At 48.1% G+C, this 25754-nt stretch carries 41 protein-coding genes and 1 rRNA gene; all 42 read left to right on the forward strand.

What is annotated here, in order from left to right:
- The first annotated feature begins 54 nt into the window (after positions 1–54).
- Entirely contained in the window at positions 55–2133 is a 2079-nt protein-coding gene (gene fusA / locus M467_RS23325) for an elongation factor G (protein ID WP_029594429.1), read from the forward strand.
- 115 nt (positions 2134–2248) lie between these two features.
- Positions 2249–3436, forward strand: a complete 1188-nt coding sequence (gene tuf / locus M467_RS23330; protein WP_021066602.1) for an elongation factor Tu — start codon at positions 2249–2251, stop codon at positions 3434–3436.
- Positions 3437–3545: 109 nt separating this feature from the next.
- Entirely contained in the window at positions 3546–4055 is a 510-nt protein-coding gene (locus M467_RS23335; protein ID WP_021066603.1) for a hypothetical protein, read from the forward strand.
- A 378-nt stretch (positions 4056–4433) separates the two neighbouring features.
- Positions 4434–4742 (forward strand): 30S ribosomal protein S10, encoded by a 309-nt coding sequence (gene rpsJ, locus M467_RS23340; RefSeq protein WP_021066604.1) that lies wholly within the window; start codon positions 4434–4436, stop codon positions 4740–4742.
- Between the two features lie 61 nt (positions 4743–4803).
- Positions 4804–5430, forward strand: coding sequence for a 50S ribosomal protein L3 (gene rplC / locus M467_RS23345; protein ID WP_021066605.1), 627 nt, complete (start codon positions 4804–4806; stop codon positions 5428–5430).
- A gap of 28 nt (positions 5431–5458) precedes the next feature.
- Positions 5459–6082, forward strand: coding sequence for a 50S ribosomal protein L4 (gene rplD, locus M467_RS23350; protein WP_021066606.1), 624 nt, complete (start codon positions 5459–5461; stop codon positions 6080–6082).
- Complete coding sequence (rplW, locus tag M467_RS23355; RefSeq protein ID WP_021066607.1) at positions 6082–6363, forward strand: 50S ribosomal protein L23; 282 nt, start codon at positions 6082–6084, stop codon at positions 6361–6363. The genes rplD and rplW overlap by 1 nt, the downstream gene beginning before the upstream one ends.
- 34 nt (positions 6364–6397) lie before the next feature.
- Entirely contained in the window at positions 6398–7228 is an 831-nt protein-coding gene (rplB, locus tag M467_RS23360) for a 50S ribosomal protein L2 (RefSeq protein WP_021066608.1), read from the forward strand.
- 66 nt (positions 7229–7294) lie between these two features.
- Positions 7295–7570, forward strand: coding sequence for a 30S ribosomal protein S19 (gene rpsS / locus M467_RS23365; RefSeq protein ID WP_012727673.1), 276 nt, complete (start codon positions 7295–7297; stop codon positions 7568–7570).
- Between the two features lie 20 nt (positions 7571–7590).
- Positions 7591–7923: a 50S ribosomal protein L22 gene (gene rplV, locus M467_RS23370; RefSeq protein ID WP_021066609.1), complete on the forward strand. Its 333-nt coding sequence runs from the start codon at positions 7591–7593 to the stop codon at positions 7921–7923.
- A 13-nt stretch (positions 7924–7936) separates the two neighbouring features.
- On the forward strand, positions 7937–8596 hold the full coding sequence (gene rpsC / locus M467_RS23375; protein WP_021066610.1) for a 30S ribosomal protein S3: 660 nt from the start codon (positions 7937–7939) through the stop codon (positions 8594–8596).
- A 32-nt stretch (positions 8597–8628) separates the two neighbouring features.
- The gene (gene rplP, locus M467_RS23380) at positions 8629–9066 is read left to right on the forward strand and encodes a 50S ribosomal protein L16 (protein WP_016508922.1); all 438 of its coding nucleotides are present in this window, start codon (positions 8629–8631) and stop codon (positions 9064–9066) included.
- The gene (rpmC, locus tag M467_RS23385; protein ID WP_012727669.1) at positions 9053–9256 is read left to right on the forward strand and encodes a 50S ribosomal protein L29; all 204 of its coding nucleotides are present in this window, start codon (positions 9053–9055) and stop codon (positions 9254–9256) included. The genes rplP and rpmC overlap by 14 nt, the downstream gene beginning before the upstream one ends.
- A gap of 33 nt (positions 9257–9289) precedes the next feature.
- A complete protein-coding gene (gene rpsQ / locus M467_RS23390) occupies positions 9290–9550 on the forward strand; it encodes a 30S ribosomal protein S17 (protein ID WP_021066611.1) in 261 nt (86 codons plus the stop codon).
- Between the two features lie 43 nt (positions 9551–9593).
- Positions 9594–9962: a 50S ribosomal protein L14 gene (gene rplN, locus M467_RS23395; RefSeq protein ID WP_012727667.1), complete on the forward strand. Its 369-nt coding sequence runs from the start codon at positions 9594–9596 to the stop codon at positions 9960–9962.
- Between the two features lie 37 nt (positions 9963–9999).
- Positions 10000–10308 carry a 50S ribosomal protein L24 gene (gene rplX / locus M467_RS23400; protein WP_021066612.1) on the forward strand — a complete coding sequence of 103 codons (309 nt, stop codon included), beginning with the start codon at positions 10000–10002 and terminating at the stop codon, positions 10306–10308.
- 32 nt (positions 10309–10340) lie between these two features.
- Positions 10341–10880 (forward strand): 50S ribosomal protein L5, encoded by a 540-nt coding sequence (rplE, locus tag M467_RS23405; RefSeq protein ID WP_016508927.1) that lies wholly within the window; start codon positions 10341–10343, stop codon positions 10878–10880.
- A gap of 20 nt (positions 10881–10900) precedes the next feature.
- Positions 10901–11170 (forward strand): 30S ribosomal protein S14, encoded by a 270-nt coding sequence (gene rpsN / locus M467_RS23410; RefSeq protein ID WP_021066613.1) that lies wholly within the window; start codon positions 10901–10903, stop codon positions 11168–11170.
- Between the two features lie 31 nt (positions 11171–11201).
- Entirely contained in the window at positions 11202–11600 is a 399-nt protein-coding gene (gene rpsH, locus M467_RS23415; protein WP_021066614.1) for a 30S ribosomal protein S8, read from the forward strand.
- A 33-nt stretch (positions 11601–11633) separates the two neighbouring features.
- A complete protein-coding gene (gene rplF / locus M467_RS23420; RefSeq protein WP_021066615.1) occupies positions 11634–12173 on the forward strand; it encodes a 50S ribosomal protein L6 in 540 nt (179 codons plus the stop codon).
- A 34-nt stretch (positions 12174–12207) separates the two neighbouring features.
- A complete protein-coding gene (gene rplR, locus M467_RS23425; RefSeq protein WP_012727661.1) occupies positions 12208–12570 on the forward strand; it encodes a 50S ribosomal protein L18 in 363 nt (120 codons plus the stop codon).
- A gap of 20 nt (positions 12571–12590) precedes the next feature.
- On the forward strand, positions 12591–13091 hold the full coding sequence (gene rpsE / locus M467_RS23430; protein ID WP_021066616.1) for a 30S ribosomal protein S5: 501 nt from the start codon (positions 12591–12593) through the stop codon (positions 13089–13091).
- 15 nt (positions 13092–13106) lie between these two features.
- Positions 13107–13292, forward strand: coding sequence for a 50S ribosomal protein L30 (gene rpmD, locus M467_RS23435; RefSeq protein WP_021066617.1), 186 nt, complete (start codon positions 13107–13109; stop codon positions 13290–13292).
- Between the two features lie 31 nt (positions 13293–13323).
- The gene (gene rplO, locus M467_RS23440) at positions 13324–13764 is read left to right on the forward strand and encodes a 50S ribosomal protein L15 (RefSeq protein ID WP_021066618.1); all 441 of its coding nucleotides are present in this window, start codon (positions 13324–13326) and stop codon (positions 13762–13764) included.
- Positions 13764–15053, forward strand: a complete 1290-nt coding sequence (secY, locus tag M467_RS23445) for a preprotein translocase subunit SecY (protein ID WP_021066619.1) — start codon at positions 13764–13766, stop codon at positions 15051–15053. Before rplO ends, secY begins: the two co-directional genes overlap by 1 nt.
- A 78-nt stretch (positions 15054–15131) precedes the next feature.
- Positions 15132–15782, forward strand: a complete 651-nt coding sequence (locus tag M467_RS23450) for an adenylate kinase (protein ID WP_029594431.1) — start codon at positions 15132–15134, stop codon at positions 15780–15782.
- Positions 15779–16537: a type I methionyl aminopeptidase gene (gene map, locus M467_RS23455; RefSeq protein ID WP_021066621.1), complete on the forward strand. Its 759-nt coding sequence runs from the start codon at positions 15779–15781 to the stop codon at positions 16535–16537. Before M467_RS23450 ends, map begins: the two co-directional genes overlap by 4 nt.
- 105 nt (positions 16538–16642) lie before the next feature.
- Positions 16643–16861 (forward strand): translation initiation factor IF-1, encoded by a 219-nt coding sequence (gene infA, locus M467_RS23460; protein ID WP_021066622.1) that lies wholly within the window; start codon positions 16643–16645, stop codon positions 16859–16861.
- A 30-nt stretch (positions 16862–16891) separates the two neighbouring features.
- The gene (gene rpmJ, locus M467_RS23465; RefSeq protein WP_003156543.1) at positions 16892–17005 is read left to right on the forward strand and encodes a 50S ribosomal protein L36; all 114 of its coding nucleotides are present in this window, start codon (positions 16892–16894) and stop codon (positions 17003–17005) included.
- A gap of 19 nt (positions 17006–17024) precedes the next feature.
- Positions 17025–17390: a 30S ribosomal protein S13 gene (gene rpsM, locus M467_RS23470; RefSeq protein WP_021066623.1), complete on the forward strand. Its 366-nt coding sequence runs from the start codon at positions 17025–17027 to the stop codon at positions 17388–17390.
- Positions 17391–17406: 16 nt separating this feature from the next.
- On the forward strand, positions 17407–17802 hold the full coding sequence (rpsK, locus tag M467_RS23475; protein ID WP_021066624.1) for a 30S ribosomal protein S11: 396 nt from the start codon (positions 17407–17409) through the stop codon (positions 17800–17802).
- 92 nt (positions 17803–17894) lie between these two features.
- Positions 17895–18839, forward strand: a complete 945-nt coding sequence (locus M467_RS23480) for a DNA-directed RNA polymerase subunit alpha (RefSeq protein ID WP_021066625.1) — start codon at positions 17895–17897, stop codon at positions 18837–18839.
- A gap of 24 nt (positions 18840–18863) precedes the next feature.
- A complete protein-coding gene (rplQ, locus tag M467_RS23485; RefSeq protein ID WP_012727650.1) occupies positions 18864–19217 on the forward strand; it encodes a 50S ribosomal protein L17 in 354 nt (117 codons plus the stop codon).
- 69 nt (positions 19218–19286) lie between these two features.
- Complete coding sequence (locus M467_RS23490; protein WP_021066626.1) at positions 19287–20123, forward strand: energy-coupling factor transporter ATPase; 837 nt, start codon at positions 19287–19289, stop codon at positions 20121–20123.
- Positions 20099–20977, forward strand: a complete 879-nt coding sequence (locus tag M467_RS23495) for an energy-coupling factor transporter ATPase (RefSeq protein ID WP_021066627.1) — start codon at positions 20099–20101, stop codon at positions 20975–20977. Before M467_RS23490 ends, M467_RS23495 begins: the two co-directional genes overlap by 25 nt.
- Positions 20974–21765 (forward strand): energy-coupling factor transporter transmembrane component T family protein, encoded by a 792-nt coding sequence (locus tag M467_RS23500; protein ID WP_021066628.1) that lies wholly within the window; start codon positions 20974–20976, stop codon positions 21763–21765. The genes M467_RS23495 and M467_RS23500 overlap by 4 nt, the downstream gene beginning before the upstream one ends.
- Positions 21762–22502 (forward strand): tRNA pseudouridine(38-40) synthase TruA, encoded by a 741-nt coding sequence (gene truA, locus M467_RS23505; protein ID WP_021066629.1) that lies wholly within the window; start codon positions 21762–21764, stop codon positions 22500–22502. The genes M467_RS23500 and truA overlap by 4 nt, the downstream gene beginning before the upstream one ends.
- Positions 22503–22656: 154 nt before the next feature.
- Positions 22657–23094 carry a 50S ribosomal protein L13 gene (gene rplM, locus M467_RS23510; RefSeq protein ID WP_021066630.1) on the forward strand — a complete coding sequence of 146 codons (438 nt, stop codon included), beginning with the start codon at positions 22657–22659 and terminating at the stop codon, positions 23092–23094.
- A gap of 25 nt (positions 23095–23119) precedes the next feature.
- Complete coding sequence (gene rpsI / locus M467_RS23515; RefSeq protein WP_021066631.1) at positions 23120–23512, forward strand: 30S ribosomal protein S9; 393 nt, start codon at positions 23120–23122, stop codon at positions 23510–23512.
- 142 nt (positions 23513–23654) lie between these two features.
- Positions 23655–24686: an Mrp/NBP35 family ATP-binding protein gene (locus M467_RS23520; RefSeq protein ID WP_021066632.1), complete on the forward strand. Its 1032-nt coding sequence runs from the start codon at positions 23655–23657 to the stop codon at positions 24684–24686.
- 34 nt (positions 24687–24720) lie between these two features.
- Positions 24721–25341: a KinB-signaling pathway activation protein gene (locus M467_RS23525; RefSeq protein WP_021066633.1), complete on the forward strand. Its 621-nt coding sequence runs from the start codon at positions 24721–24723 to the stop codon at positions 25339–25341.
- Positions 25342–25692: 351 nt separating this feature from the next.
- Positions 25693–25754: ribosomal RNA gene (locus tag M467_RS23530) — 16S ribosomal RNA — on the forward strand; the annotation flags it as partial.

A 25754-nucleotide genomic window follows, 5' to 3' on the forward strand; every position in this document is an offset into this window, starting at 1 on the left:
AATCATATCGTGTGCCAGCACACGAAAAACACATGCGGAAGGAGAATACCCAGTATGGCAAGAGAATTCTCCCTAAAGAATACTCGTAACATCGGGATCATGGCTCACATCGATGCCGGTAAGACGACAACAACTGAACGTATTCTTTATTACACAGGTCGTATCCACAAGATTGGTGAAACTCATGAAGGAGCTTCACAAATGGACTGGATGGAGCAGGAGCAAGAGCGTGGAATCACGATCACTTCTGCAGCGACAACTGCACAGTGGAATGGCCACCGTGTAAACATCATCGATACACCTGGACACGTAGACTTCACAGTTGAAGTTGAACGTTCACTCCGTGTACTTGATGGCGCTGTTGCGGTACTTGACGCTCAGTCAGGTGTTGAACCACAAACAGAAACTGTATGGCGTCAAGCGACGACTTACGGTGTTCCACGTGTCGTATTCGTCAACAAGATGGATAAGATCGGTGCGGACTTCTTGTACTCGGTGAAAACACTTCACGAACGTTTACACGCAAACGCACATCCAATCCAACTTCCAATCGGTGCGGAAGATGAATTCAAAGGAATCATCGACCTCGTTGAGAAGAAGACATACATGTACACGAACGACCTCGGTACTGACATCGAAGTAACGGATGGCTACCCAGCTGACATGGCTGACGAAGCTGAAGAACTTCGCGGTCAATTGATCGAAGCGGTTGCTGACTACAACGAAGAGTTGATGATGAAATACCTCGAAGGCGAAGAGATCTCAATCGAAGAACTCAAAGCTGGTATCCGTCAAGCAACACTCAGCGTAGAATTCTACCCTGTACTCGTTGGTTCTGCCTTCAAAAACAAAGGTGTTCAATTGATGTTGGACGCTGTTGTTGATTACCTCCCATCACCAGTTGATGTTGAGTCAATCAAAGGTGTTAACCTCGACACAGAAGAAGAAATCACGCGTGAGCCTTCTGACGAAGCTCCGTTCTCGGCACTTGCGTTCAAAGTCATGACGGATCCTTACGTCGGTAAATTGACGTTCTTCCGCGTGTACTCTGGTACAGCACAAGCTGGTTCGTATGTGAAGAACTCGACTAAAGGTAAGCGTGAGCGCCTCGGTCGTATCCTTCAAATGCACGCGAACAGCCGTGAAGAAATCCCAATGGTATTCGCTGGTGACATCGCCGCAGCCGTTGGTCTTAAAGATACTACGACTGGTGATACGCTTTGCTCAGAGAAAGACAACGTCGTTCTCGAGTCAATGACATTCCCAGAACCGGTTATCTCGGTCGCTATCGAGCCTAAATCGAAAGCTGACCAAGACAAGATGGGTCAAGCCCTCGCGAAACTCGCAGAAGAGGATCCAACTTTCCGCACTGAAACAAACCAAGAGACTGGTCAAACGATCATCTCTGGTATGGGTGAACTTCACCTTGATATCCTCGTTGACCGTATGCGTCGCGAATTCAAAGTAGAAGCTAACGTTGGTGCACCACAAGTTGCTTACCGTGAGACAATCCGTGGCGCTGCGAAGATCGATTCGAAATTCGTACGTCAATCAGGTGGACGCGGTCAGTACGGTCACGTTGTCGTAGAATTCGAGCCGAACGAAGAAGGCGCTGGATTCGCATTCGAGAACAAGATCGTCGGTGGTGTTGTACCACGTGAATACGTCCCAGCTGTTCAGAACGGGATTGAAGAAGCTCTCGAAAACGGTATCCTCGCTGGTTACCCAGTAGTTGACGTTAAAGCTGCCCTCGTCTTCGGATCGTACCACGATGTCGACTCGAACGAGATGGCGTTTAAAGTTGCTGCTTCGATGGCGGTTAAACAACTTAAGGAACAAGCGAAAGCTGTAATCCTTGAGCCAATGATGCGTGTCGAAGTTGTTATCCCAGAAGAATACTTGGGAGACATCATGGGTGACGTCACGTCACGCCGTGGACGCGTAGAAGGTATGGAAGCACGCGGTAATGCTCAAGTCGTTAAAGCAATGGTTCCACTTTCAGAAATGTTTGGATATGCGACATCGCTTCGTTCACGTACGCAAGGACGCGGAACGTACTCGATGCACTTCGATCACTACGAAGAAGTACCGAAGTCAATCGCAGAAGAAATCATCAAAAAAGCGAACGGCTAATAACGGTTGTAACGCTTAATTGATTGTTGTAAGCTAAGGAGGACGTATGTTAAAAGTAGCCTACGTCTTCCTAGTTAAATAAAAAACTAATTGTCTAATAGAGGAGGAATCTAGAATGGGTAAAGAAAAATTCGACCGTTCTAAACCGCACGTTAACGTTGGTACAATCGGCCACGTCGACCACGGTAAAACAACTTTGACTGCAGCGATCTCAGCTGTACTTTCAAAAGCACAAGGTAAAACAGCTACAAAGTTTGACGCAATCGATGGTGCTCCTGAAGAGCGTGAGCGCGGTATCACAATCGCAACAGCTCACATCGAGTACGAAACTGACAAACGCCACTATGCACACGTTGACTGCCCAGGTCACGCTGACTATGTTAAAAACATGATCACTGGTGCTGCACAAATGGACGGCGCGATCCTCGTTGTTTCGGCAACTGATGGCCCAATGCCACAAACACGTGAGCACATCCTTCTTTCACGTCAAGTAGGTGTTCCTTTCATCGTCGTATTCATGAACAAAGTTGACATGGTTGACGACGAAGAACTCCTTGAGCTCGTTGAAATGGAAATCCGTGAACTTCTTTCTGAGTACGACTTCCCAGGCGACGACCTCCCTGTAATCAAAGGTTCTGCACTTGGCGCGCTTAACGGCGAACCACAGTGGGAAGAAAAAATCATGGAACTCATGAACGCAGTTGATGAGTACATCCCTGAGCCAGTTCGTGACACGGACAAAGAATTCATGATGCCAGTTGAGGACGTATTCTCAATCACTGGTCGCGGTACTGTAGCGACTGGTCGTGTTGAGCGTGGTGTTCTCCGCGTCAACGACGAAGTTGAAATCGTTGGTCTTACAGAAGAAACTAAGAAAACTGTATGTACTGGTGTAGAGATGTTCCGTAAGCTTCTCGACTACGCTGAAGCTGGCGACAACATCGGTGCTCTTCTCCGTGGTGTATCACGTGAAGACATCGAGCGTGGACAAGTACTTGCTAAGCCAGGTTCAATCACGCCGCACTCAAAGTTCAAAGCTTCAATCTACGTTCTTTCTAAAGAAGAGGGTGGCCGTCACACGCCATTCTTCGCGAACTACCGTCCGCAGTTCTACTTCCGTACAACTGACGTAACAGGTATCGTTCACCTTCCAGAAGGTACTGAAATGGTAATGCCAGGAGACAACATCGAGTTGACGATCGAATTGATTTCTACAATCGCGATCGAAGACGGAACACGTTTCTCAATCCGTGAGGGTGGCCGTACAGTAGGCGCTGGTTCAGTAACTGAAATCATCGAGTAATCGATTGATACACTGACCTTTCAAGCAGTCCGCATTTTGCGGGCTGCTTTTTTGTTTTATGGCTAGACGTGGTAAGATGGGACATATGTTGCAGGAAGGGGTGACGAGGATGGAAAAACAAGTCGAGACGTTATGCCGCTTGAATGGGATTGCGTGTCGGTTCGGTGGGTCGACGTTATTGAAGCATCATGGACTCATCGAAACGACGAATGACTTGGATGTATTCGTGGAGCCGGATCAATTCGAACGATTGGATCAAGTGTTGAGCCGAGTCGGCGTGAAAGTCGAAACGAAACCGCATGCCGACTACATGACGACATACTTTAGTGAATATGTGTTTGAAGGGGGCGACATCGATGTGATGGCCAGTTTCCGGATGAAGTGCACCGATGGGATTTATACGCATCCCTACATTGAACCGGTCGGCAGCTGGATGCGACTCGAAGAGTGGGTCGTGCTGTATACGGTCATCGGTCGGGAAGATCGGCTTAATCGACTGGCGGATTATTTTGAGACGCATGAGCTCAATGAAGGGATCGTCCAAGCATGCCTCAAACGAGCCCCCGCCTCGGTCATTGAAGCCGTCACCGAACGCTTCGGAACCTATATGAAACGCTAGGTCGAGTTGGCACGGCGGTTCTCGAAAGAAATAGTTCAACAAAAGAAGGAAAATAGCTTGCAAATGGGTTCGAATCTTGTTACATTAGTGAACGTTGAACAACTCATCAGACATCCGGCACAATTAAAAAATCAAATCTTGCATTTCATATGTAGATTCGATATAATGATTAAGTGTTTGTGCGAGTGGTGAGAGACTTTACAGCAGAAATCGGGTCCAATCGTTGATTTGCAATGATCGGATACCTCTGCTGACACAAGCACGCTGCGATGAAGCGGGAGGTTATGACACGCCAGGCAGCTTTGCCATGGCCGGTGTGGAAATTTCCGCGGAGAACTGTCTATTTTTAAAAATAGGCGACAAAGGAGGGAAACTTACATGGCAAATGAAAAAATCCGTATTCGTTTAAAAGCATACGACCATCGCGTACTCGATCAATCAGCTGAGAAAATCGTTGATACTGCGAAGCGTTCAGGTGCAAAGGTTTCGGGACCAATCCCGCTTCCAACTGACAAATCGATCTACACGATCCTTCGTGCCGTTCACAAGTACAAAGATGCTCGTGAACAGTTCGAAATGCGTACACACAAACGCTTGATCGACATCGTTAACCCAACACCAAAAACGGTTGATGCGCTTATGCGTCTCGAATTACCATCAGGTGTGGACATCGAAATCAAACTTTAATTCTTCATATAGTAGATACTAGCCAGAAGAGACAATAATTATTAAACAGGAGGTGTATCTCATGGCTAAAGGAATCTTAGGAACAAAACTCGGTATGACTCAAATCTTCAACGAAGCAGGCGAAGTCGTACCAGTAACAGTAGTTGCTGTCGAAGGAAACGTCGTTCTTCAACTTAAAACGGTTGAAACAGACGGTTACGAGGCACTTCAACTCGGTTTCGGAGACATCAAAGAATCACGTCAAAACAAACCAGCAAAAGGTCACGCTGCGAAAGCAAGTGCGACACCTAAGCGCTTCATCAAAGAGATTCGTACTTCAGTAGAAGGATACGAAATCGGTCAAGAGATCAAGGCGGACATTTTCGCTGCAGGTGAATTAGTAGACGTAACAGGTACATCGAAAGGTAAAGGATTCCAAGGTGCGATCAAGCGTCACGGACAATCACGTGGACCAATGGCTCACGGTTCGCGCTACCACCGTCGTCCTGGTTCGATGGGTCCTGTAGCTCCTAACCGCGTATTTAAAGGGAAGCTTCTTCCTGGTCAAATGGGTGGCGAGCGTAAAACGATTCAAAACCTTGAAGTTGTCAAAGTTGACGTGGAACGCGGCCTTGTACTCGTTAAAGGCGCAATCCCAGGCGCTCGCAAGTCGAACGTCATCATCAAAACAGCGGTAAAGGGTAACTAATTAACTGCACGGAAAGGAGGAATTACGAATGCCTAAAGTAGCTTTGCTTAACCAAACAGGTTCACAAGTTGGCGAAATCGAATTGGCAGAAGCCATCTTCGGTATCGAGCCAAATGACTCAGTACTTTATGACGCGATCGTTATGCAACAAGCATCACGCCGTCAAGGTACTCACGATACGAAAGGTCGCTCGGAAGTACGCGGTGGCGGCCGTAAACCATGGAAACAAAAGGGAACTGGTCGTGCGCGCCAAGGTTCTATCCGCTCACCACAATGGGTTGGTGGTGGTACAGTCTTCGGTCCAACACCACGTTCATACTCTTACAAGCTTCCTAAAAAAGTTCGTCGTCTTGCACTTCTCTCGGCTTTGTCGTCAAAAGTGAAAAACAACGAAATGATCGTCCTCGAAGGCCTTGCTTTCGATGCACCAAAAACAAAAGATATGGTCGCTGTACTTCTTGGCCTATCAGTAGAACGTAAGGCTCTCGTAGTCACAGCGGACTACAATGAGACTATCGCTCTCGCAGCTCGTAACATCCCAGGAGTGACTGTGATCGAAGCAGCCGGCGTTAACGTTCTTGACCTCGTTGCTAACGACAAAGTCATCTTCACTAAAGATGCGGTTGCGAAGGTAGAGGAGGTGCTTGCATAATGGCTCAAGCATACGATATCATCAAACGTCCTATCATCACTGAGCGTTCTGTTAGCCTCATGGAAGCTAACAAATACGTTTTCGAGATCGACGTTAAAGCGACTAAATCACAAGTGAAGCACGCTATCGAAACAATCTTCAACGTGAAAGTTGCTTCGGTAAACACAATGAACATGAAACCGAAAGCGAAACGTGTCGGTCGTCACTCTGGTTACACATCGCGTCGTAAAAAAGCGATCGTAACTCTTGCTGAAGGCAACACAATCGACTTCCTCGGTTAATTTACTACCTTAGAAGAAAAGGAGGGAATCCTCGATGGCAATTAAAAAGTTTAAGCCGACCACTAACGGTCGCCGTAACATGACATCTCTCGACTTTGCAGAGATCACAACGAATCGCCCTGAAAAATCGTTAACTGAAAAGCTTTCGAAAAAAGGCGGTCGTAACAACCAAGGTCGTTTGACAGTACGTCACCAAGGTGGCGGACACAAACGTAAATACCGTATCATCGATTTCAAACGTAACAAAGATGGCATCGTCGGACGCGTTGCTACGATCGAATACGATCCAAACCGTTCAGCAAACATCGCCCTCATCAACTATGCAGATGGTGAGAAACGTTACATCCTCGCTCCTAAGGGCATCAAAGTAGGCATGGAAATCATGGCTGGCCCAGAAGCGGATATCAAAGTGGGGAACGCTCTTCCACTTATGAACATCCCTGTCGGTACTACTATCCACAACATCGAGCTTAAGCCTGGTAAGGGCGGTCAGCTTGTTCGTGCGGCTGGTGCATCGGCACAAATCCAAGGACGTGACGGCAAGTACGTTATCGTTCGTCTTCAATCAGGTGAATCACGTTTGTTCCTCGGCACTTGCCGCGCGACAGTCGGTTCAGTTGGTAACGAAGAACACGAACTCGTAAACATCGGTAAAGCAGGACGTTCACGTTGGTTAGGCAAACGCCCAACAGTACGTGGTTCTGTAATGAACCCGGTTGATCACCCACACGGTGGTGGTGAAGGTCGTGCGCCAATCGGTCGTTCGGGCCCACTTACTCCTTGGGGTAAACCAGCTCTTGGTCTTAAAACACGTAAGAAAAACAAATCGAGCGACATGTACATCCTTCGTCGCCGTAAGAAATAATTACTACATGATTCTCGGGCGGTTCGAAAGGGCCGTTCCCGAATCATTCCAAAGGGAGGTTCTATCATGGGTCGCAGCTTGAAAAAAGGTCCATTCGCAGATCACCATTTGCTCGCTAAAGTTGACAAACTTAACGAATCTGGTGAGAAGCAAGTCATCAAAACTTGGTCACGTCGCTCGACAATCTTCCCAGAATTCATGGGTCACACGTTCGGTGTACACGATGGTCGTAAACACGTACCAGTATTCGTGACAGAAGACATGGTCGGTCACAAACTTGGTGAATTCGCTCCAACACGTACGTACAAAGGTCACGGATCAGACAAGAAAACGAAACGGTAATTTGAGGGGAGGTCAAATCCATGCAAGCTAAAGCATCAGCTAATATGGTCCGTCTTGCTCCTCGCAAAGCACGTCTCGTTGTAGACTTAATTCGCGGGAAACAAGTCGGCGAAGCGCTCTCTGTCCTTGCTCACACGAACAAGGCAGCGTCGCCAATCGTTGAAAAAGTATTGAAGTCAGCGATTGCAAACGCAGAGCACAACTACGATATGAATATTGAGAACCTTGTAGTGTCGGAAATCTTCGTCAACGAAGGTCCAACACTCAAACGCTTCCGCCCACGTGCGATGGGTCGCGCAAGCCGCATTAACAAACGCACAAGCCACATCCACATCGTGGTAACTGAGAAATAAGGAGGGATATGTAGTGGGTCAAAAGGTAAATCCGCACGGTCTTCGCGTTGGTATTATCAAAGACTGGGATTCGCGTTGGTACGCTGAGAAAGACTACGCAGATCTCCTTCATGAAGACTTCGTTATTCGTGAATACATCGAAAACAAAATGAAGGATGCTAGTGTTTCTAAAGTAGAAATCGAACGCGCTGCAAATCGCGTAAACATTTCACTTCACACTGCGAAACCAGGTATGGTTATCGGTAAAGGTGGTTCGGAAATCGAATCACTCCGTAAAAACATCATCAAGCTTGCTGAAGGCAAACGTGTTCACATCAACGTTGTTGAAGTGAAAAACGCGGACGCTGTCGCTAAACTTGTTGCTGAAAACATCGCTCGTCAATTGGAAGGCCGTGTGTCATTCCGTCGTGCAATGAAACAATCAATCCAACGTTCGATGCGCACTGGCATCAAAGGGATCAAAACAGAAGTTTCTGGTCGTCTTGGTGGCGCTGATATCGCTCGTTCAGAGAAGTACTCGGAAGGAACAGTTCCACTTCACACGCTCCGTGCCGACATCGACTACGGAACAGCTGAAGCTGACACAACTTATGGTAAAATCGGAATTAAAGTCTGGTTGTACCATGGTGAAGTTCTTCCAACAAAAAACAACACAGCTAAAAACGCTGAATAATAAACACTCTTTCAGGAAGGAGGCAACACACTATGTTGTTACCTAAACGCGTGAAATATCGTCGTGTACACCGTGGTAAAATGCGCGGAAATGCAAAACGCGGCACAACAGTTCATTTCGGTGAATTCGGTCTCCAATCGCTCGAAGCGAGCTGGATCACAAACCGTCAAATCGAATCAGCACGTATCGCAATGACACGTTATATGAAACGTGGTGGTAAAGTGTGGATCAAGATCTTCCCACACAAGCCATACACGAAAAAGCCTCTCGAAGTCCGAATGGGTTCGGGTAAAGGTGCTCCAGAAGGCTGGGTAGCTGTAGTTAAGCCTGGCAAAGTTATGTTTGAAATCGCGGGTGTATCTGAGGAAGTAGCACGTGAGGCGCTTCGTCTTGCTGCACACAAACTTCCAGTTAAATGTAAGTTCGTGAAACGTGAAGAAAATGGTGGTGATACGAATGAAAGCAACTGATCTCCGTCAATCAACAACTGAAGAGCTCAACGGTAAAGTAGGCGAGTGGAAAGAAGAACTCTTTAACCTTCGTTTCCAATTGGCTACAGGTCAGCTTGAGAATCCTGCTCGTATCCGTGAAGTACGCAAGTCGATTGCGCGTGCTAAAACGATTCTTCGTGAACGCGAACTCGGCATCAACAACGGCTAATCTAATCGGATTCTTTAAGAGGAGGTAACACTCATGGAACGCAATAAGCGTAAAGTACTCACTGGACGCGTCGTGTCTGACAAAATGGACAAAACGATCGTCGTTGCAGTTGAAACAAAAGTACGTCATAAGCTTTATGGCAAACGTGTAAACTACACGAAGAAATTTAAAGCACACGATGAGAACAATGTCGCTAAAATCGGCGATGTGGTACGCATCGCGGAAACACGTCCGCTTTCTAAAGACAAACGTTTCCGTCTCGTAACAGTAGTAGAAGAGTCAGTAATCATCTAATAACAGTTCGGATCTATAAACATCCGGAGGGAGGTACACTCGCATGATTCAACAAGAATCTCGCTTGAAAGTAGCAGACAACTCTGGCGCGCGTGAACTGTTGACAATTAAAGTCCTCGGTGGTTCAGGTCGTAAGACTGCCAACATCGGTGACATTATCGTCGCAACGGTAAAACAAGCAACACCAGGTGGCGTTGTTAAAAAAGGTGACGTTGTCAGAGCAGTTGTCGTTCGTACAAAACGCGGCGCTCGTCGTAAAGATGGTTCGTACATCCGTTTCGATGAGAACGCAGCAGTCATCATCAAAGATGACAAGAGCCCACGCGGCACTCGGATCTTCGGGCCAGTTGCACGTGAACTTCGTGAAAAAGAATTCATGAAGATCGTTTCGTTGGCACCGGAAGTACTTTAATTTCCAATTTCAATCCTATAAGGAGGTGCGCAAAACGATGCATGTTAAAAAAGGCGATACAGTCCAGGTAATGTCTGGTAAAGATAAAGGCAAGCAAGGGGTTATCCTCAAAGCTATGCCAAGCAAGAACCGCGTAGTCGTAGAAGGTATCAACGTGATTAAAAAACACTCGAAACCATCACAAGCGAATCCACAAGGCGGTATCCTTGAAATCGAAGCACCAATTCACGTCTCGAACGTCATGCCACTCGACCCTAAAACGGGCAAACCAACTCGCGTTGGTTTCAAAGTAGTCGATGGTAAAAAAGTTCGTGTCGCGAAATCGGGCGAAGTACTCGATAAATAAGAAGAACGTGACGAAAGGAGGTCCATTCGACTATGAACCGTTTGCAAGAGAAGTATAAAAGCGACATCGTGAAAGCGATGATGGATAAATTCAACTATGACTCAGTTATGCAAGTCCCACAGGTCGACAAGATCGTCATCAACATGGGTGTAGGTGACGCTGTTTCGAACTCGAAGGCTCTTGACATGGCAGTGGAAGAATTATCAATTCTTTCTGGTCAAAAACCACTCGTAACGAAGGCTAAGAAATCAATCGCTGGTTTCAAACTTCGTGAAGGCATGCCAATCGGTGCGAAGGTTACTCTTCGTGGCGAGCGTATGTACGATTTCCTCGACAAATTGGTAACTGTTTCACTTCCACGTGTACGCGACTTCCGCGGTGTATCGAAGAAAGCATTCGACGGACGCGGTAACTACACGCTTGGTGTGAAAGAGCAACTTATTTTCCCTGAGATCGATTACGATAAAGTAACAAAAGTACGCGGTATGGATATCGTTGTTGTTACAACAGCGAACACAGACGAAGAAGCTCGTGAATTGCTCACACTTCTCGGAATGCCATTCCAAAAATAATCTAAAGGGAGGTCGACAACATGGCTAAAAAGTCAATGGTGAATCGCGAACAAAAACGCGAGAAACTCGTTGCCCAGTACGCTGAGAAACGTGCACAATTGAAAGCTGAAGGCGACTACATCGGACTCAGCAAATTGCCACGTAACTCTTCACCTGTGCGTCTTCATAACCGTTGCCGCATCACAGGTCGTCCACATGGTTACATGGGTAAATTCGGGATCAGCCGTATCAAGTTCCGTGATCTTGCATACAAAGGTCAAATCCCTGGTGTTAAAAAAGCAAGTTGGTAATCCACTAACAGTGTGAAAGGAGGTACATCGCATGGTAATGACAGACCCAATTGCAGATATGCTTACACGTATCCGTAACGCTAACATGGTTCGCCATGAAAAATTAGAGCTTCCAGCTTCTAATATCAAACGTGAGGTTGCAGAGATCCTCAAGCGTGAAGGTTTCATTCGCGATGTTGAATATATCGAGGACGCTAAGCAAGGTACACTTCGTTTGTTCCTTAAGTACGGAGCAAGCAACGAACGTGTTATCACTGGTCTCAAACGCATTTCGAAACCAGGTCTTCGTGTATACGCAAAAGCAGATGAAGTACCAAAAGTACTCGGAGGACTCGGTATCGCAGTTCTTTCGACATCAAAAGGTCTTATGACTGATAAAGAAGCTCGCCAACAACAAGTCGGCGGCGAAGTGCTCGCCTACATCTGGTAAGTCACTTTTCTAACAAGAACGGAGGTGTAATCAATGTCACGTATTGGTAAAAAACCAGTTACGATTCCAGCTGGCGTTACTGTATCGGTTGCAGAAGACAACACGGTCACAGTAAAAGGTGCTAAAGGTGAACTTTCGCTTTCAGCTAACCCAGCCTTGGAAATCAAAGTTGAAGAAAACGAATTGACTGTTGTTCGTCCGGATGACTCGAAAGAGAACCGTACGATCCACGGTACGACACGTGCCCTTATCGCCAACATGGTGGAAGGTGTGTCTAACGGATTCCAGAAAACACTTGAGATCTCAGGGGTTGGTTACCGTGCAGCTAAGCAAGGTAACAAACTCGTCCTCAGCCTCGGTTACTCGCACCCAATCGAGTACGTTGCTGAAGAAGGTATCGAGATTGAAGTTCCTTCAAACACGCAAATCATCGTTAAAGGGATTAACAAAGAGCGCGTCGGTCACGTTGCAGCTCAAATCCGCTCGTACCGTGCTCCAGAACCTTACAAAGGTAAAGGTGTTCGTTACTCTGATGAACGTATTCGCCGTAAAGAAGGTAAGACTGGTAAGTAATTCGTCACGAAATGAACGGAAAGGAGTGGCATAAATGATCACAAAAGCAGACAAAAATGCAGTTCGTAAGAAACGTCATGCTCGTGTACGTCGTACGATCACGGGGACAGCAGCTCGTCCACGTTTGAACGTATTCCGCTCGAGCAAGCACATCTACGTTCAACTCATCGATGATGCAGCACAAACAACGCTTGTGTCAGCATCTTCGAAAGATAAAGCTCTCGATCTTACAAACGGCGGCAACGTTGAAGCAGCGAAAGCTGTTGGTAAACTTGCAGCTGAACGTGCACTCGAGAAAGGTATCGACACTGTTGTGTTCGACCGTGGTGGATACCTCTATCATGGCCGCGTCAAAGCTGTTGCTGAAGCAGCTCGTGAAGCAGGTCTTAAATTCTAACAAAAAGGAGGGGACACTCGATGCGCCAGTTAGACGTTAACATGGAACAACTTGAAGAACGCGTTGTTACCGTAAACCGCGTCGCGAAAGTCGTGAAAGGTGGCCGTCGCTTCCGTTTCGCCGCTCTCGTCGTCGTAGGTGACAAGAATGGTCACGTCGGTTTCGGTACAGGTAAGGCACAAGAGGTGCCAGAAGCGATCCGCAAGGCTATTGAAGCCGCTAAGAAAAACATGGTTCAAGTACCGATGGTTGGTACAACAATTCCACACGAAATCACAGGAGTATTCGGAGCAGGTCGTGTATTCATGAAACCAGCTTCTGAAGGTACTGGGGTTATCGCAGGTGGACCGGTTCGTGCAGTGCTCGAACTTGCAGGTGTAGGTGACATCCTTTCGAAATCGCTTGGATCTAACACACCAATCAACATCGTCCGTGCGACGGTTAAAGGCTTGACAGAGCTTAAAAAAGCAGAGGAAGTTGCTAAACTACGCGGTAAAAGCGTAGAAGAACTTCTTAAATAAGGGAGGGAATTAGACATGGCGAAACTCGCAATCACCCTCACACGCAGCACTATTGGTCGTCCTGAGGATCAGCGTGTAACAGTACGTACACTCGGTCTTCGTAAAATGCATCAGACTGTCGTTGTCCCTGACAACGTAGCGATGCGTGGTATGATCAAAAAGGTGTCGCACCTTGTGACTGTAAACGAAATCAACGAATAATAAAGATCTTACTAAATAAGGAGGTGCCACTATGAAACTCCATGAATTGAAGCCAACTCCAGGTTCGCGTCACGAACGCAACCGTGTCGGTCGCGGTATGGCGACTGGTAACGGTAAAACTTCTGGCCGTGGACATAAAGGTCAAAAAGCTCGTTCGGGCGGTGGCGTTCGTCCAGGATTTGAAGGTGGGCAAAACCCACTTTACCGTCGTCTTCCAAAACGCGGTTTCAACAACCCTACTCGTAAAGAGTATGCAGTTGTTTCCCTAGACACGCTTAACCGTTTCGAAGCAGGTACTGAAGTTACTCCAGAACTCTTAATCGAGACTGGTGTTGTCAGCTCTGCTAAAGACGGAATCAAAGTACTTGCTAACGGCAAGCTTGAAACAAAATTGACTGTAAAAGCCAACAAATTCTCGGGTGCAGCGAAAGAAGCGATCGAAGCAGCTGGCGGTTCAGTTGAGGTGATCTGATGTTTCAGACGATCTCCAATATGTGGCGCGTGAAAGATATTCGACAGCGTATTCTCTTCACACTCGCAATCATCATCATTTTCCGCATCGGGGCCCATATCCCGGTGCCGATGGTGAATACGGATGTGTTGCGTTTTGACTCAGGAGGTCTACTCGACTTCTTGAACTTGTTTGGAGGAAATGCTTTACAGAACTTCTCCCTGTTCGCAATGGGGATCATGCCGTATATTACGGCATCGATCGTTGTGCAGCTCTTACAAATGGACGTCGTTCCGAAGTTTGCCGAATGGGCAAAACAAGGCGAGTCTGGACGTAAAAAGCTAGCGACGGTCACGCGCTATGGGACGATCATCTTAGGGTTTATTCAAGCGACTTCATTGTCGTTTGGATTTAACCGCCTCTATCCAGGTCTCGTCAATGAGACGTGGGGCACGGCAACCTATTTCGTGATCGCGATCGTACTGACTGCCGGTACGGCGTTCTTGATGTTCCTTGGTGAGATGACGACGGAGAAAGGTGTTGGGAATGGTATTTCCATCATTATCTTCGCCGGTATCGTCGCTGGGTTCCCAAGAATCTTCACGCAGATTTATGAGACGAAGCTCCAAAATGCTGGAGATGCGTTATTCATTAACATCGTTTACTTGGTTGTGCTATTGCTCGTTATCCTTGCGGTGACTATGGGGATCATTTATGTTCAACAGGCCGCTCGCAAAATTCCGATTCAATACGCAAAACGCACGGCGAACCGTACCCCTGTGGGCGGACAGTCGACGCACTTGCCAATCAAACTAAACGCTGCCGGTGTTATCCCGGTTATCTTCGCGATTTCCTTCATGGTGACACCACCAACTGTTGCAAGCTTCATTGCTTCTCCGGAAACGACGCAGAAGTTGCAGACCTACTTCGATACGACAGCTCCAATCGGAATGTCAATCTACGTAGCGCTCATCATCGCGTTCGCTTACTTCTATACATTCATTCAGGTCAATCCTGAACAGATGGCAGAAAACCTGCAGAAGCAAGGTGGCTATATTCCTGGGATTCGTCCTGGGGCGCAAACAGAACAGTACATCACGAAGTTGCTCTATCGTTTGACATTCTTCGGAGCGATTTTCCTATCGCTCGTTGCGATCATGCCGACAATCTTCATTAAGCTTGCCGGTCTCCCAACTTCGGTGCAAATCGGAGGAACGAGCTTGTTGATCGTGATCGGGGTAGCCCTCGAAACGATGAAACAAATCGAAAGTCAACTCGTAAAACGACACTACAAAGGCTTTATCCGTTAAAGCGGAAGGAAGGGTACACCCTTCCTTCCTGTCGTGTTTACGACGTGTTGTGAAAATCAAAACTGGAGGCTAACTGAGATGAATCTAGTACTCATGGGCTTACCGGGTGCAGGGAAAGGGACTCAAGCGGCTAAAATCGTCGAAGAGTACCAAATCCCACACATTTCGACAGGCGACATGTTTCGTGCGGCAATCAAAGGCGGAACGCCACTCGGCAAAGAAGCAAAATCGTTCATGGATAAAGGCGAACTCGTACCGGATGAGGTAACAATCGGAATCGTACGTGAGCGCTTGAGTCAAGATGATACGAAAAACGGCTTCCTACTCGATGGATTCCCGCGTACTGTTGCTCAAGCAGAGGCACTCGAAAGTTTGCTTAAAGATTTGGGAAAACAGATTGACCATGTCGTGAATATCGATGTGGATGCGGAAATTCTCGTCCCGCGTTTGACAGGTCGTTGGATCTGCCCGACGTGCGGTGCGACATATCATGTGATCTTCAACCCACCTAAAGTGGAAGGCATCTGTGATGTGGATGGGTCGGCTCTCATGCAACGTGAAGACGATAAAGAGGAAACGGTCCGCCGTCGCCTTGACGTCAACATCGAGCAATCGAAACCACTCATTGACTTTTACGCTGAAAAAGGGTATCTTCGTACATTGGATGGAGATCGTCCAATCGATGTCGTATACGCCGATGTCAAAGCGTTACTCGGTGGTACTGAATGATCATCACGAAGACGCCTCGTGAAATAGCGATTATGCGTGAGGCTGGGCAAATTGTTGCTCGAACACACCAGGTGCTCAAAGAGCACATCAAACCAGGTATTACGACGCTTGAGCTCGACCGGATCGCGGAAGAATACATTCGCAGCCAAGGTGCGACACCGTCGTTCAAAGGCTACAACGGGTTTACCGGTAGCGTTTGTGCTTCAGTGAACGAAGAGCTTGTTCATGGGATTCCCGGAAAGCGGGTATTGAACGATGGAGATATCATCTCAATCGACATCGGTGCCTACTATAACGGATACCATGGAGATTCCGCTTGGACGTATCCAGTGGGAACAATCTCAGCAGAGACGCAGCAGTTACTTGACGTAACTGAAGAAAGTCTGTATAAAGGATTGGAGCACGCTAAGGCTGGGCAGCGTCTGACAGACATTTCGCATGCGATTCAAGCGTATGTGGAATCTCATGATTTCTCTGTCGTCCGCGAATACGTCGGTCATGGTGTCGGACAAAATTTGCATGAAGAACCGCAAATTCCGCACTATGGTCCACCGGGGAAAGGGCCGCGCCTGAAGACTGGAATGACGTTAGCCATTGAACCAATGGTCAATGCTGGTCAACGCTATGTTCGAACACTGGCTGACAACTGGACAGTTGTGACAGTGGACGGTAGCATGTGCGCCCACTTTGAGCACACCATCGCCATCACAGACGATGGATACGAGATTTTAACGAAACTCGATTCCGGTGAATGAGGCTCTATTGCTTCGTGCTGATCCGTAACGGATCCTTCTCTCACAGTACAATGCGATAGATCGTCTGTGCTCCTAAATATCTTCATATAGAAAGGGGAATAAATGATGGCGAAACAAGATGTCATTGAAGTGGAAGGCACTGTTGTCGAACCACTTCCAAACGCAATGTTTAAAGTGGAGTTAGAAAACGGCCACACGGTGCTCGCGCACGTCTCAGGGAAAATTCGGATGCACTATATTCGAATCCTTCCAGGTGACCGCGTAACTGTCGAGTTGTCTCCGTACGACTTGACTCGCGGGCGGATTACGTACCGTTACAAGTAACTCCGATTTTTCCAGGAGGAGGGTATAATCATGAAAGTAAGACCGTCGGTAAAACCGATCTGCGAAAAATGTAAAGTTATTCGTCGTAAGGGTAAAGTAATGGTAATTTGCGAAAACCCGAAACACAAACAAAAACAAGGTTAATCTAAGAGGAGGTGCACACATGGCACGTATTGCTGGTGTAGATATTCCACGCGAAAAACGTATCGTTATTTCGCTCACATACATCTTTGGTATTGGTAAAACAAGAGCACAAGAAATTTTGAAGACTGCAAACGTATCTGAAGATTCACGCACACGTGATTTGACAGAAGACGAAATCAACCGTATCCGTGAAGCAATTGACGGAATCAAAGTTGAAGGTGACCTTCGTCGTGAAGTTTCACTCAACATTAAACGTTTGATCGAGATCGGCGCTTATCGCGGTGTTCGTCACCGTCGTAGTCTCCCTGTTCGCGGACAAAACACGAAGAACAACTCGCGTACTCGTAAAGGCCCACGCCGTACAGTAGCGAACAAGAAGAAGTAAAGGAGGGAATTGAACAATGGCGAAACGTAAGCAAAATGTACGTTCAAAACGTAAAGTCAAAAAACATGTTGAAGTCGGTGTGGTACACATCCGTTCTACTTTCAACAACACAATCATTACAATCACTGACACGCAAGGTAACGCGATCTCATGGGCTACTTCTGGTAACCTTGGATTTAAAGGATCACGTAAATCGACTCCGTTCGCAGCACAATTGGCTGCTGAAACTGCAGCGAAAGTTGCAATGGACAACGGTATGCGTACAGTAGAAGTTAACGTTAAAGGTCCTGGTGCTGGACGTGAAGCGGCTATCCGTGCCCTCCAAGCTACTGGTCTTGAAGTAACTGCAATCCGTGACGTAACACCAGTTCCGCACAACGGTTGCCGCCCTCCAAAACGTCGCCGCGTATAATCGCTTGTGCGTGTGAAGGGCTTACCTAGCACAAACAGCATATACAATGCAGCTCGCGCTGCATGGCAGGATACACTCAAGGAGGGGTTCAGATGATCGAGATTGAAAAACCAAAGATCGAAACGGTCGAAATCAGCGAGGATGCTACGTTTGGTAAATTCGTGGTGGAACCGCTTGAACGTGGATATGGCACTACTCTCGGCAACTCACTACGTCGAATTCTTTTGTCATCGCTCCCTGGTGCAGCGGTAACGGCGGTTCAAATCGATGGCGTACTTCATGAGTTCTCTACGATTGACGGAGTCGTCGAAGACGTCACGCAAATCGTACTTAACCTCAAGAAGTTAGCACTCAAAGTGTACTCGGACGAAGAGAAAACGCTTGAGATTAACGTTTCAAGTGCCGGTGCTGTCACTGCGGCAGACATTACCCATGATAGCGACGTTGAAATCTTGAATCCTGAGCTCCACATCGCGACTCTCGCTGACAACGCGACGCTTCGCATGCGTTTGACTGCTCGCCGTGGTCGTGGTTACGTCCAGGCAGAAGATAACAAACGTGATGATATGCCGATTGGCGTAATTCCAATCGATTCGATCTACACACCGATTCAACGCGTGAACTACGAAGTAGATAAAACACGTGTCGGTCAAGATGCTAGCTTCGATAAGCTTCTATTAGACGTGTGGACAGATGGTTCAATCCGTCCGGAAGAAGCGGTATCGCTCGGGGCGAAAATTTTGACAGAACACTTGAACATCTTTGTTGGCTTGACTGACGAAGCTCTCAATGCAGAAATTATGGTCGAGAAAGAAGAAGACCAAAAAGAAAAAGTACTCGAAATGACGATTGAAGAACTCGATCTCTCAGTTCGTTCGTACAACTGCTTGAAGCGCGCTGGCATCAACACGGTTCAAGAACTCGCAAACAAATCAGAGGAAGAGATGATGAAAGTTCGTAACCTCGGACGTAAATCACTCGAAGAAGTTCAACTCAAGTTGGACGAACTCGGTTTGGGCTTGCGTAAAGAAGACTAAGTTCAAACGAAGGAGGGAAATGTAATGGCTTATTCGAAACTCGGCCGTACAAGCTCGCAACGTAAGGCACTTTTACGTGATCTTGCAACTGACCTTATTATCAACGAGCGCATTCAAACAACTGAACAAAAAGCGAAAGAACTTCGCCCAGTCGTTGAAAAATTGATCACTCTTGGGAAACGTGGCGATCTTCATGCCCGTCGTCAAGTAGCTTCATTCGTTCGTAAAGAGAACGCTGGAGAAAAAGACGCAATCCAAAAATTGTTCGAAGACGTGGCACCACGCTACGCTGAACGTCAAGGTGGATACACACGCATCATGAAAGTCGGCCCACGCCGCGGTGACGGTGCGGAAGTCGTAATCATCGAACTCGTCTAATTCATTAGGCAGTCAACAGGGCATGCGGTGACGTATTGCCCTGTTTCCACATCGGAAAGGAGTCGGCAGATGGAATCTCAAATTATGGTACGCGATATCGTGTTTCGTTACCCGGGACAGACCGAGCCAGCCCTCAATGGGTTGTCACTCGACGTATACAAAGGGGAATGGCTCGCAATCGTTGGCCATAACGGTTCTGGCAAGTCGACTTTGACGAAGTTGTGGAATGGGCTTTTGCTTCCTCAAGAAGGAGAAGTCCGGGTTGAGACACTCGATCCAACGGACGCCACAGACGTGTGGGACGTTCGGAAACGGATCGGTGTCGTCTTCCAAAATCCTGACAACCAGTTTGTCGGGGCGACCGTGCGCGATGATGTGGCATTCTCTCTCGAAAACATGGGACTTCCACGTCAAGAAATGGTTCGTCGAATTGATGACAGTCTAGCGCGCGTTGGATTATCGGAACTAGCGGACCGTGAACCGCATCAGTTATCCGGTGGACAAAAGCAGCGTGTTGCGATTGCTTCGGCTCTCGCAATGCGCCCGCATGTCCTCGTGCTCGATGAAGCTACCTCGATGCTCGACCCGATTGGGCGCAAAGAGGTGATTGAAACGGTGCAACAGCTCGTCTCAGAAGGGATGACCGTTGTCGCCATTACCCACGAGCTCGACGAAGTGTTGTTTGCCGACCGTATCATTGCGTTGTCGAAAGGCAAGATCGCGATGACCGGCACACCCGAAGACGTGTTTCAAAATCCGGAGGCGTTACGAGCCATTCAGCTCGACGTACCGTTTATTGTCCGGATGCAACTCGAACTGAAGGAACGGGGCATACCACTCGATCGTCTGATGCTACAACATTCGGAGTTGGTGAACCATCTATGCCGATTAGCATTGAAGAAGTGACTTACCAATATCAATTGAATACTCCGTTTGAACGAACCGCGCTGCGCGATGTGAATGTGATGATTCCGTCGGGGGCGCTTGTTGCGTTTCTTGGCCACACCGGCTCTGGAAAATCAACGCTCGTTCAACATATGAACGGCCTGTTACGGCCGACAAAAGGTCGTGTCGTCGTCGATGATATCGAAGTCCGTGCGATCACGAAGCGTCGCGATAAAAAGCAAAGCTTACTCCCGCTTCGGCGCCGCGTTGGGCTCGTCTTTCAATATCCGGAACATCAATTATTTGAAGAGACGGTCGAACGCGACGTCATGTTCGGTCCACGTAACTTCGGGGCGTCTGAAGACGAAGCGAAAGAACGGGCTCATGTCGCCTTACGCCTTGTCGGGCTCGATGAAGCGCTTTGGAGCCGTTCGCCGTTCGATCTCTCCGGCGGACAGATGCGCCGTGTCGCCATCGCCGGAGTACTCGCGAGCCGTCCGGACGTTCTCGTCGTGGATGAACCGACGGCAGGGCTCGACCCGCTCGGCCGTCGCGAGATGCTGGCGTTATTCAAACGATTAAAACAAGAACTCGATTTGACACTCATCCTCGTCTCGCACGATATGGATGACGTGTTGGCTTATGCGGAACGTGTCGTCGTCATGGAACGCGGACAGGTCGCCTTTGACGGAGATCCATTCAATTTATTCAAAGACGAGGCGCTCGTCGAGGCGCTCCAGCTCGAGATTCCACACGTGCTCCGTTTCGCTAATGAACTCGCCCCTGTGTTTGGGGTCGCCACACCGTCTCTCCGAACAGAGACTGAATTGGCGGACTGGATTGCGCTCGAGCTAGGAAGGGGGGGAGCGACTTGATTATCGGACAGTACATTCCCGGACACTCGTGGCTCCACACACTCGACGCGCGAGCCAAGACGTTGTTTATCCTCGCCTTCATTCCCATCGTCTTTTTGGCGGATAACTTGTGGACGAACGTATTCTTGCTGGCCTTCACGTTGTTCGCCGTGCGATTGTCTCAACTGTCGTGGCGGTATTTATGGAACGGACTGAAGATGATTCTATTCCTGATCCTATTTACGCTGTTGTTGCAGTTGTTCTTTAATCGCGAGGGAACCGAGTTGATTTCATTCGGACCGTTCGCAATTTATTCGGAAGGTGTCCGCATGGGCTTAATCGTCTCGCTCCGTTTCTTCTATCTCGTCATGTTGACGACGCTCGTGACGCTGACGACGACGCCGATGGAACTGACCGACTCGATTGAGGCCGGGCTCCGTCCGTTAGAGCGGTTCCGGGTACCAGCCCATGAAATCGCCCTCATGTTGTCCATCTCGCTCCGGTTCTTGCCGACGTTGGCCGACGAGACGGATCGGATCATGAAGGCCCAACAGGCAAGAGGGGTCGATTTGAAGAGCGGTCCAATCATGGATCGCCTCAAGGCGGTCGTCCCGCTCATGATCCCTTTATTCGTATCTGCGTTTAAACGTGCTGAGGACCTCGCTACGGCGATGGAAGCTCGAGGGTACCGTGGGGGTGAAGGGCGGACGCGGTTGCGTGAGATGACGTGGCATCGTCGTGATACGGCGTTACTCCTCATCTTTGTCATCGTGACACTCATTCTAATCGGATTGCGAGGGATTGGATGAAACGAATCAAACTGACGGTAGCGTATGACGGGACGCACTATGCAGGCTATCAGGTACAACCGAACGGAAACACGATTCAAGCTGAAGTAGAAGCCGTCTTGGCGCGGATGCATAGCCGAGCCGTGAAAGTCGTGGCCTCGGGCCGTACGGATGCTCGGGTCCACGCGAGAGGGCAAATCTTGCACTTTGATACGCACCTCTCGATGCCGGTCGACCGGTTCGTCAAAGCGTTGAATGCGATGTTACCGGATGATATCCTCGTCCAAGCGGCTGAAGAAGTCGATGCTTCGTTTCACGCACGCTACGGGGCGAAACGGAAAGAGTATCGCTATTTCTTCCGAGGCGACGCCGATCCGTTCCGACGCCACCATGCCGTGACGGTCACGTATACGCTCGATCATGAGCGGATGCGCCAGGCGCTTCGTCTATTAGTCGGGACCCACGACTTCACGTCCTTCTCGGTGACGAAGGCGGAAGTGGAGGACCGCGTCAGAACAATTTATGAAGCGGAGCTCGTTGAAGCAGGCGATGAGATGTACTTCCGATTCGTCGGCTCGGGCTTTCTCTATAACCAAGTTCGGATTATGGTTGGTACGTTGCTTGAGGTCGGGCGAGGGAAATATGAACCGGCAGATGTGAGTCGAATGCTCGCTTCTAAAGACCGGCGTAGCGCTGGGATTACAGCCCCACCGCACGGTCTATATTTGTGGAATGTGAATTATGAAAAAGTAGATTGACATTCCCCCTATAAAATCGTATTATATTCATTGGCATTTCATTTTCACATTGAGAGATGAACCACAATCTTAGCCCCGTAAACTAGGATTATGATAAAGCATCAAACAAGCACTAAAAAAATTAAGTAAACAGACATTTTAGGAGGTATTCCACATGCGCACGACATTCATGGCAAAAGCATCTGAAGTAGAACGCAAATGGCTCCTTATCGACGCAGAAGGCAAAACACTTGGTCGTTTGACTAGTGAAGTAGCATCACTTCTTCGCGGTAAGCACAAGCCGACTTTCACACCACACGTTGATTGCGGAGACCACGTCATCATCATCAACGCTGAGAAAATCCACTTGACTGGTAACAAATTGAACGACAAGATTTACTACCGTCATTCAGGTCATCCAGGCGGTTTGAAATCACAAACTGCAAAAGAGCTTCTCGCAAAACGTCCAGAGCGTATGCTTGAACTCGCAATCAAAGGGATGCTTCCAAAAGGATCACTTGGACGTCAATCATTCAACAAACTCCACGTTTACGCTGGAGCTGAGCACAACCACGCAGCACAAAAACCAGAAGTTTACGAACTTCGCGGTTAATCGGGACACAGGGAGGAACTAAACGATGGCAGATGTACGTTACTACGGAACAGGCCGCCGCAAACACTCGGTGGCTCGCGTTCACCTCGTTGCAGGTGACGGCAAAGTTGTTGTAAATGGCCGTGATATTTCAGAATACTTCGGTCATGAGACTTTGATCATGATGGCAAAATCACCACTCGTATTGACTGAAACAGAAGGTAAATACGATGTAATCGTTAACGTTAACGGTGGTGGATTCACAGGACAAGCTGGAGCGATTCGCCACGGCGTATCACGTGCGCTTCTTCAAGCGGACCCAGAATTCCGTCCAAGCCTCAAAGAAAAAGGCTTCTTGACTCGTGACGCTCGCATGAAAGAACGTAAAAAATACGGTCTTAAAGCTGCACGTCGCGCACCACAATTCTCGAAGCGTTAATCTTCGAACAATTTGGTTCAAACTCTCTGTCCATTGGGGCGGAGAGTTTTTTTGTTGCTCATGAAATTGTTGCATTCCGTTCCCTCAAGAAAACGCTTTTTTTGATATACTGTTAGCGAGACAGAAATTAGGGGGAAACCACATGCTTACAGTAGAACAAGTTCGTGAAGAATTGGCGGGGTTGATCGATCCAACAATCAACCGTACGCTTGGAGATACAGCTGGCGTGAAGGATATTCGCATTAAAGAAGATTATGTCAGTGTTAAAGTCGCGCTCGGTCAAACCGGGAGCGGGGAACAGCTCCAACTTCAACAAGAGATTGTCACGTTGCTCAAAGGAAAAGGTTTCAAGACGGTCGGCCTCCGCTTCGAGGCGCTCAATGACGAGAGCTTGAAAGAAGCGACAAAGCCGGCGATTCTTCGTGAGAACGCCGGCACGACGTTCATCGCAATCGCATCAGGGAAAGGCGGCGTCGGGAAATCGACGGTCTCCGTCAACTTAGCCGTCGCGCTCGCGCGGGCCGGGAAAAAAGTCGGATTGATTGATGCGGACATTTATGGCTTTAGTGTGCCGGATATGCTCGGAATCGAAGAACGACCAGTCGTACGTGGAGAAAAAATCATCCCGGTCGAGCGGTTCGGTGTGAAAGTCATTTCAATGGGCTTCTTTGTCGAAGATAACGCGCCGGTCATCTGGCGTGGACCGATGCTCGGAAAGATGCTCAATAATTTCTTTAACGACGTCGAATGGGGCGACCTAGATTACTTGCTCCTCGATTTACCGCCAGGGACAGGTGATGTCGCGCTCGATATTCATTCGATGCTCCCGGCATGCCAAGAGTTGATTGTCACGACACCGCATGCGACGGCTGCGTTCGTCGCTGCACGGGCTGGGGCGATGGCGATTAAGACGAACCACAAAGTGCTTGGCATCATCGAGAACATGGCGTACTTCGAAAGCAAAGTGACTGGAGAGAAAGAGTATGTCTTCGGTTACGGCGGAGGCGAAAAGTTGTCCGAGGCATTGAAGAGCAAGTTGCTCGCTCAAATTCCGCTCGGTCAGCCGTACGAAAACGAAGAAGACTTTGCCCCATCGGTTTATCGGGACGGGCATCCGTTTGAGAAAACATACGATGGATTGGCACAAGCGGTCATTCAACAGATAGAAGGGTAATGGTTCACAAATGAAGGTACAAGGATTTTTAAGGTTGTTTTGGACGACGCTCGTCTTCGGGACGTTGTTTGGATTTGTGATGAACTTACTGGCCAATCCAGGTTATTTAGTAAGTCAATCTTGGGAAGCGATCGTCACGGCACTTAGCTACTCGAGCACGTGGACGGGAATTAGCATGATGGGATTCTTTGCTTATTTGATTGTCCACCGGGTTGGATTGGACTTGTTCCGAGGACCAAGGTTATGGAATCGCGTGCAAGTGCTATTGATCGCCTTTGCGTTATTTGATGCGGTATATCTTCGCATGCTCGCGTTCGGCAACGATCATATGTGGCGCTATATCGGTGAAATGGTCGTGTTGGTGATGGTATCATGGATTATCGCGACGAGTAAGGCGAAGCAGACGAACGCGAGTGCGTTCATCCCGACGCTCTTCTTGATGATCGTCATCACGTTGATCGAATGGATTCCAGCCCTACAGGCGACGGATGAAATCGCCCTCTTGTGGCCGGCGTTAGCGACGCTCGTGTTTGCCAATGCGTATCAAGTCTTGATGCTGCATCGCTTCCAAGCACCTGCTCAGGCAGAGAGCGTCAAACCCTCGACAGCTGGAAAGGCCAAAACGAAGAAACGTGTGTCATCTAAATCATCGTGACAGCGTACTAGTACAAGCTCAGACATTCGTCTGGGCTTGTTTGTTTGAAACGTTCTTTCGTTCAGTTACAGAGTGTGAAACAAAAAATAAAGTTTTTTTAGAAAAACAGTTGACGAAAATGGGGGGCGCTGATATATTAATAAACGTCGCTGCTGTTCACACACGAACAACAGAAAGCGAATTAAAAAAATAATAAAAAAACGGTTGACTTTAAAAAGTCAAATCGCTATTATTAAAAAGTCGCTAACACGACAACATTTGGTCTTTGAAAACTGAACGATGAGGCAAAAAAAGTTTTACAATTTTTGAATGAAGCGCAAGCTTCGTCATTTTTAAAGAGCTATATCAAATTCTTTGGAGAGTTTGATCCTGGCTCAGGACGAACGCTGGCGGCGTGCCTAATACATGCAAGT

Origin of the sequence: Exiguobacterium chiriqhucha RW-2 (assembly GCF_000416965.1) — a bacterium.
GTDB lineage: Bacteria > Bacillota > Bacilli > Exiguobacteriales > Exiguobacteriaceae > Exiguobacterium > Exiguobacterium chiriqhucha.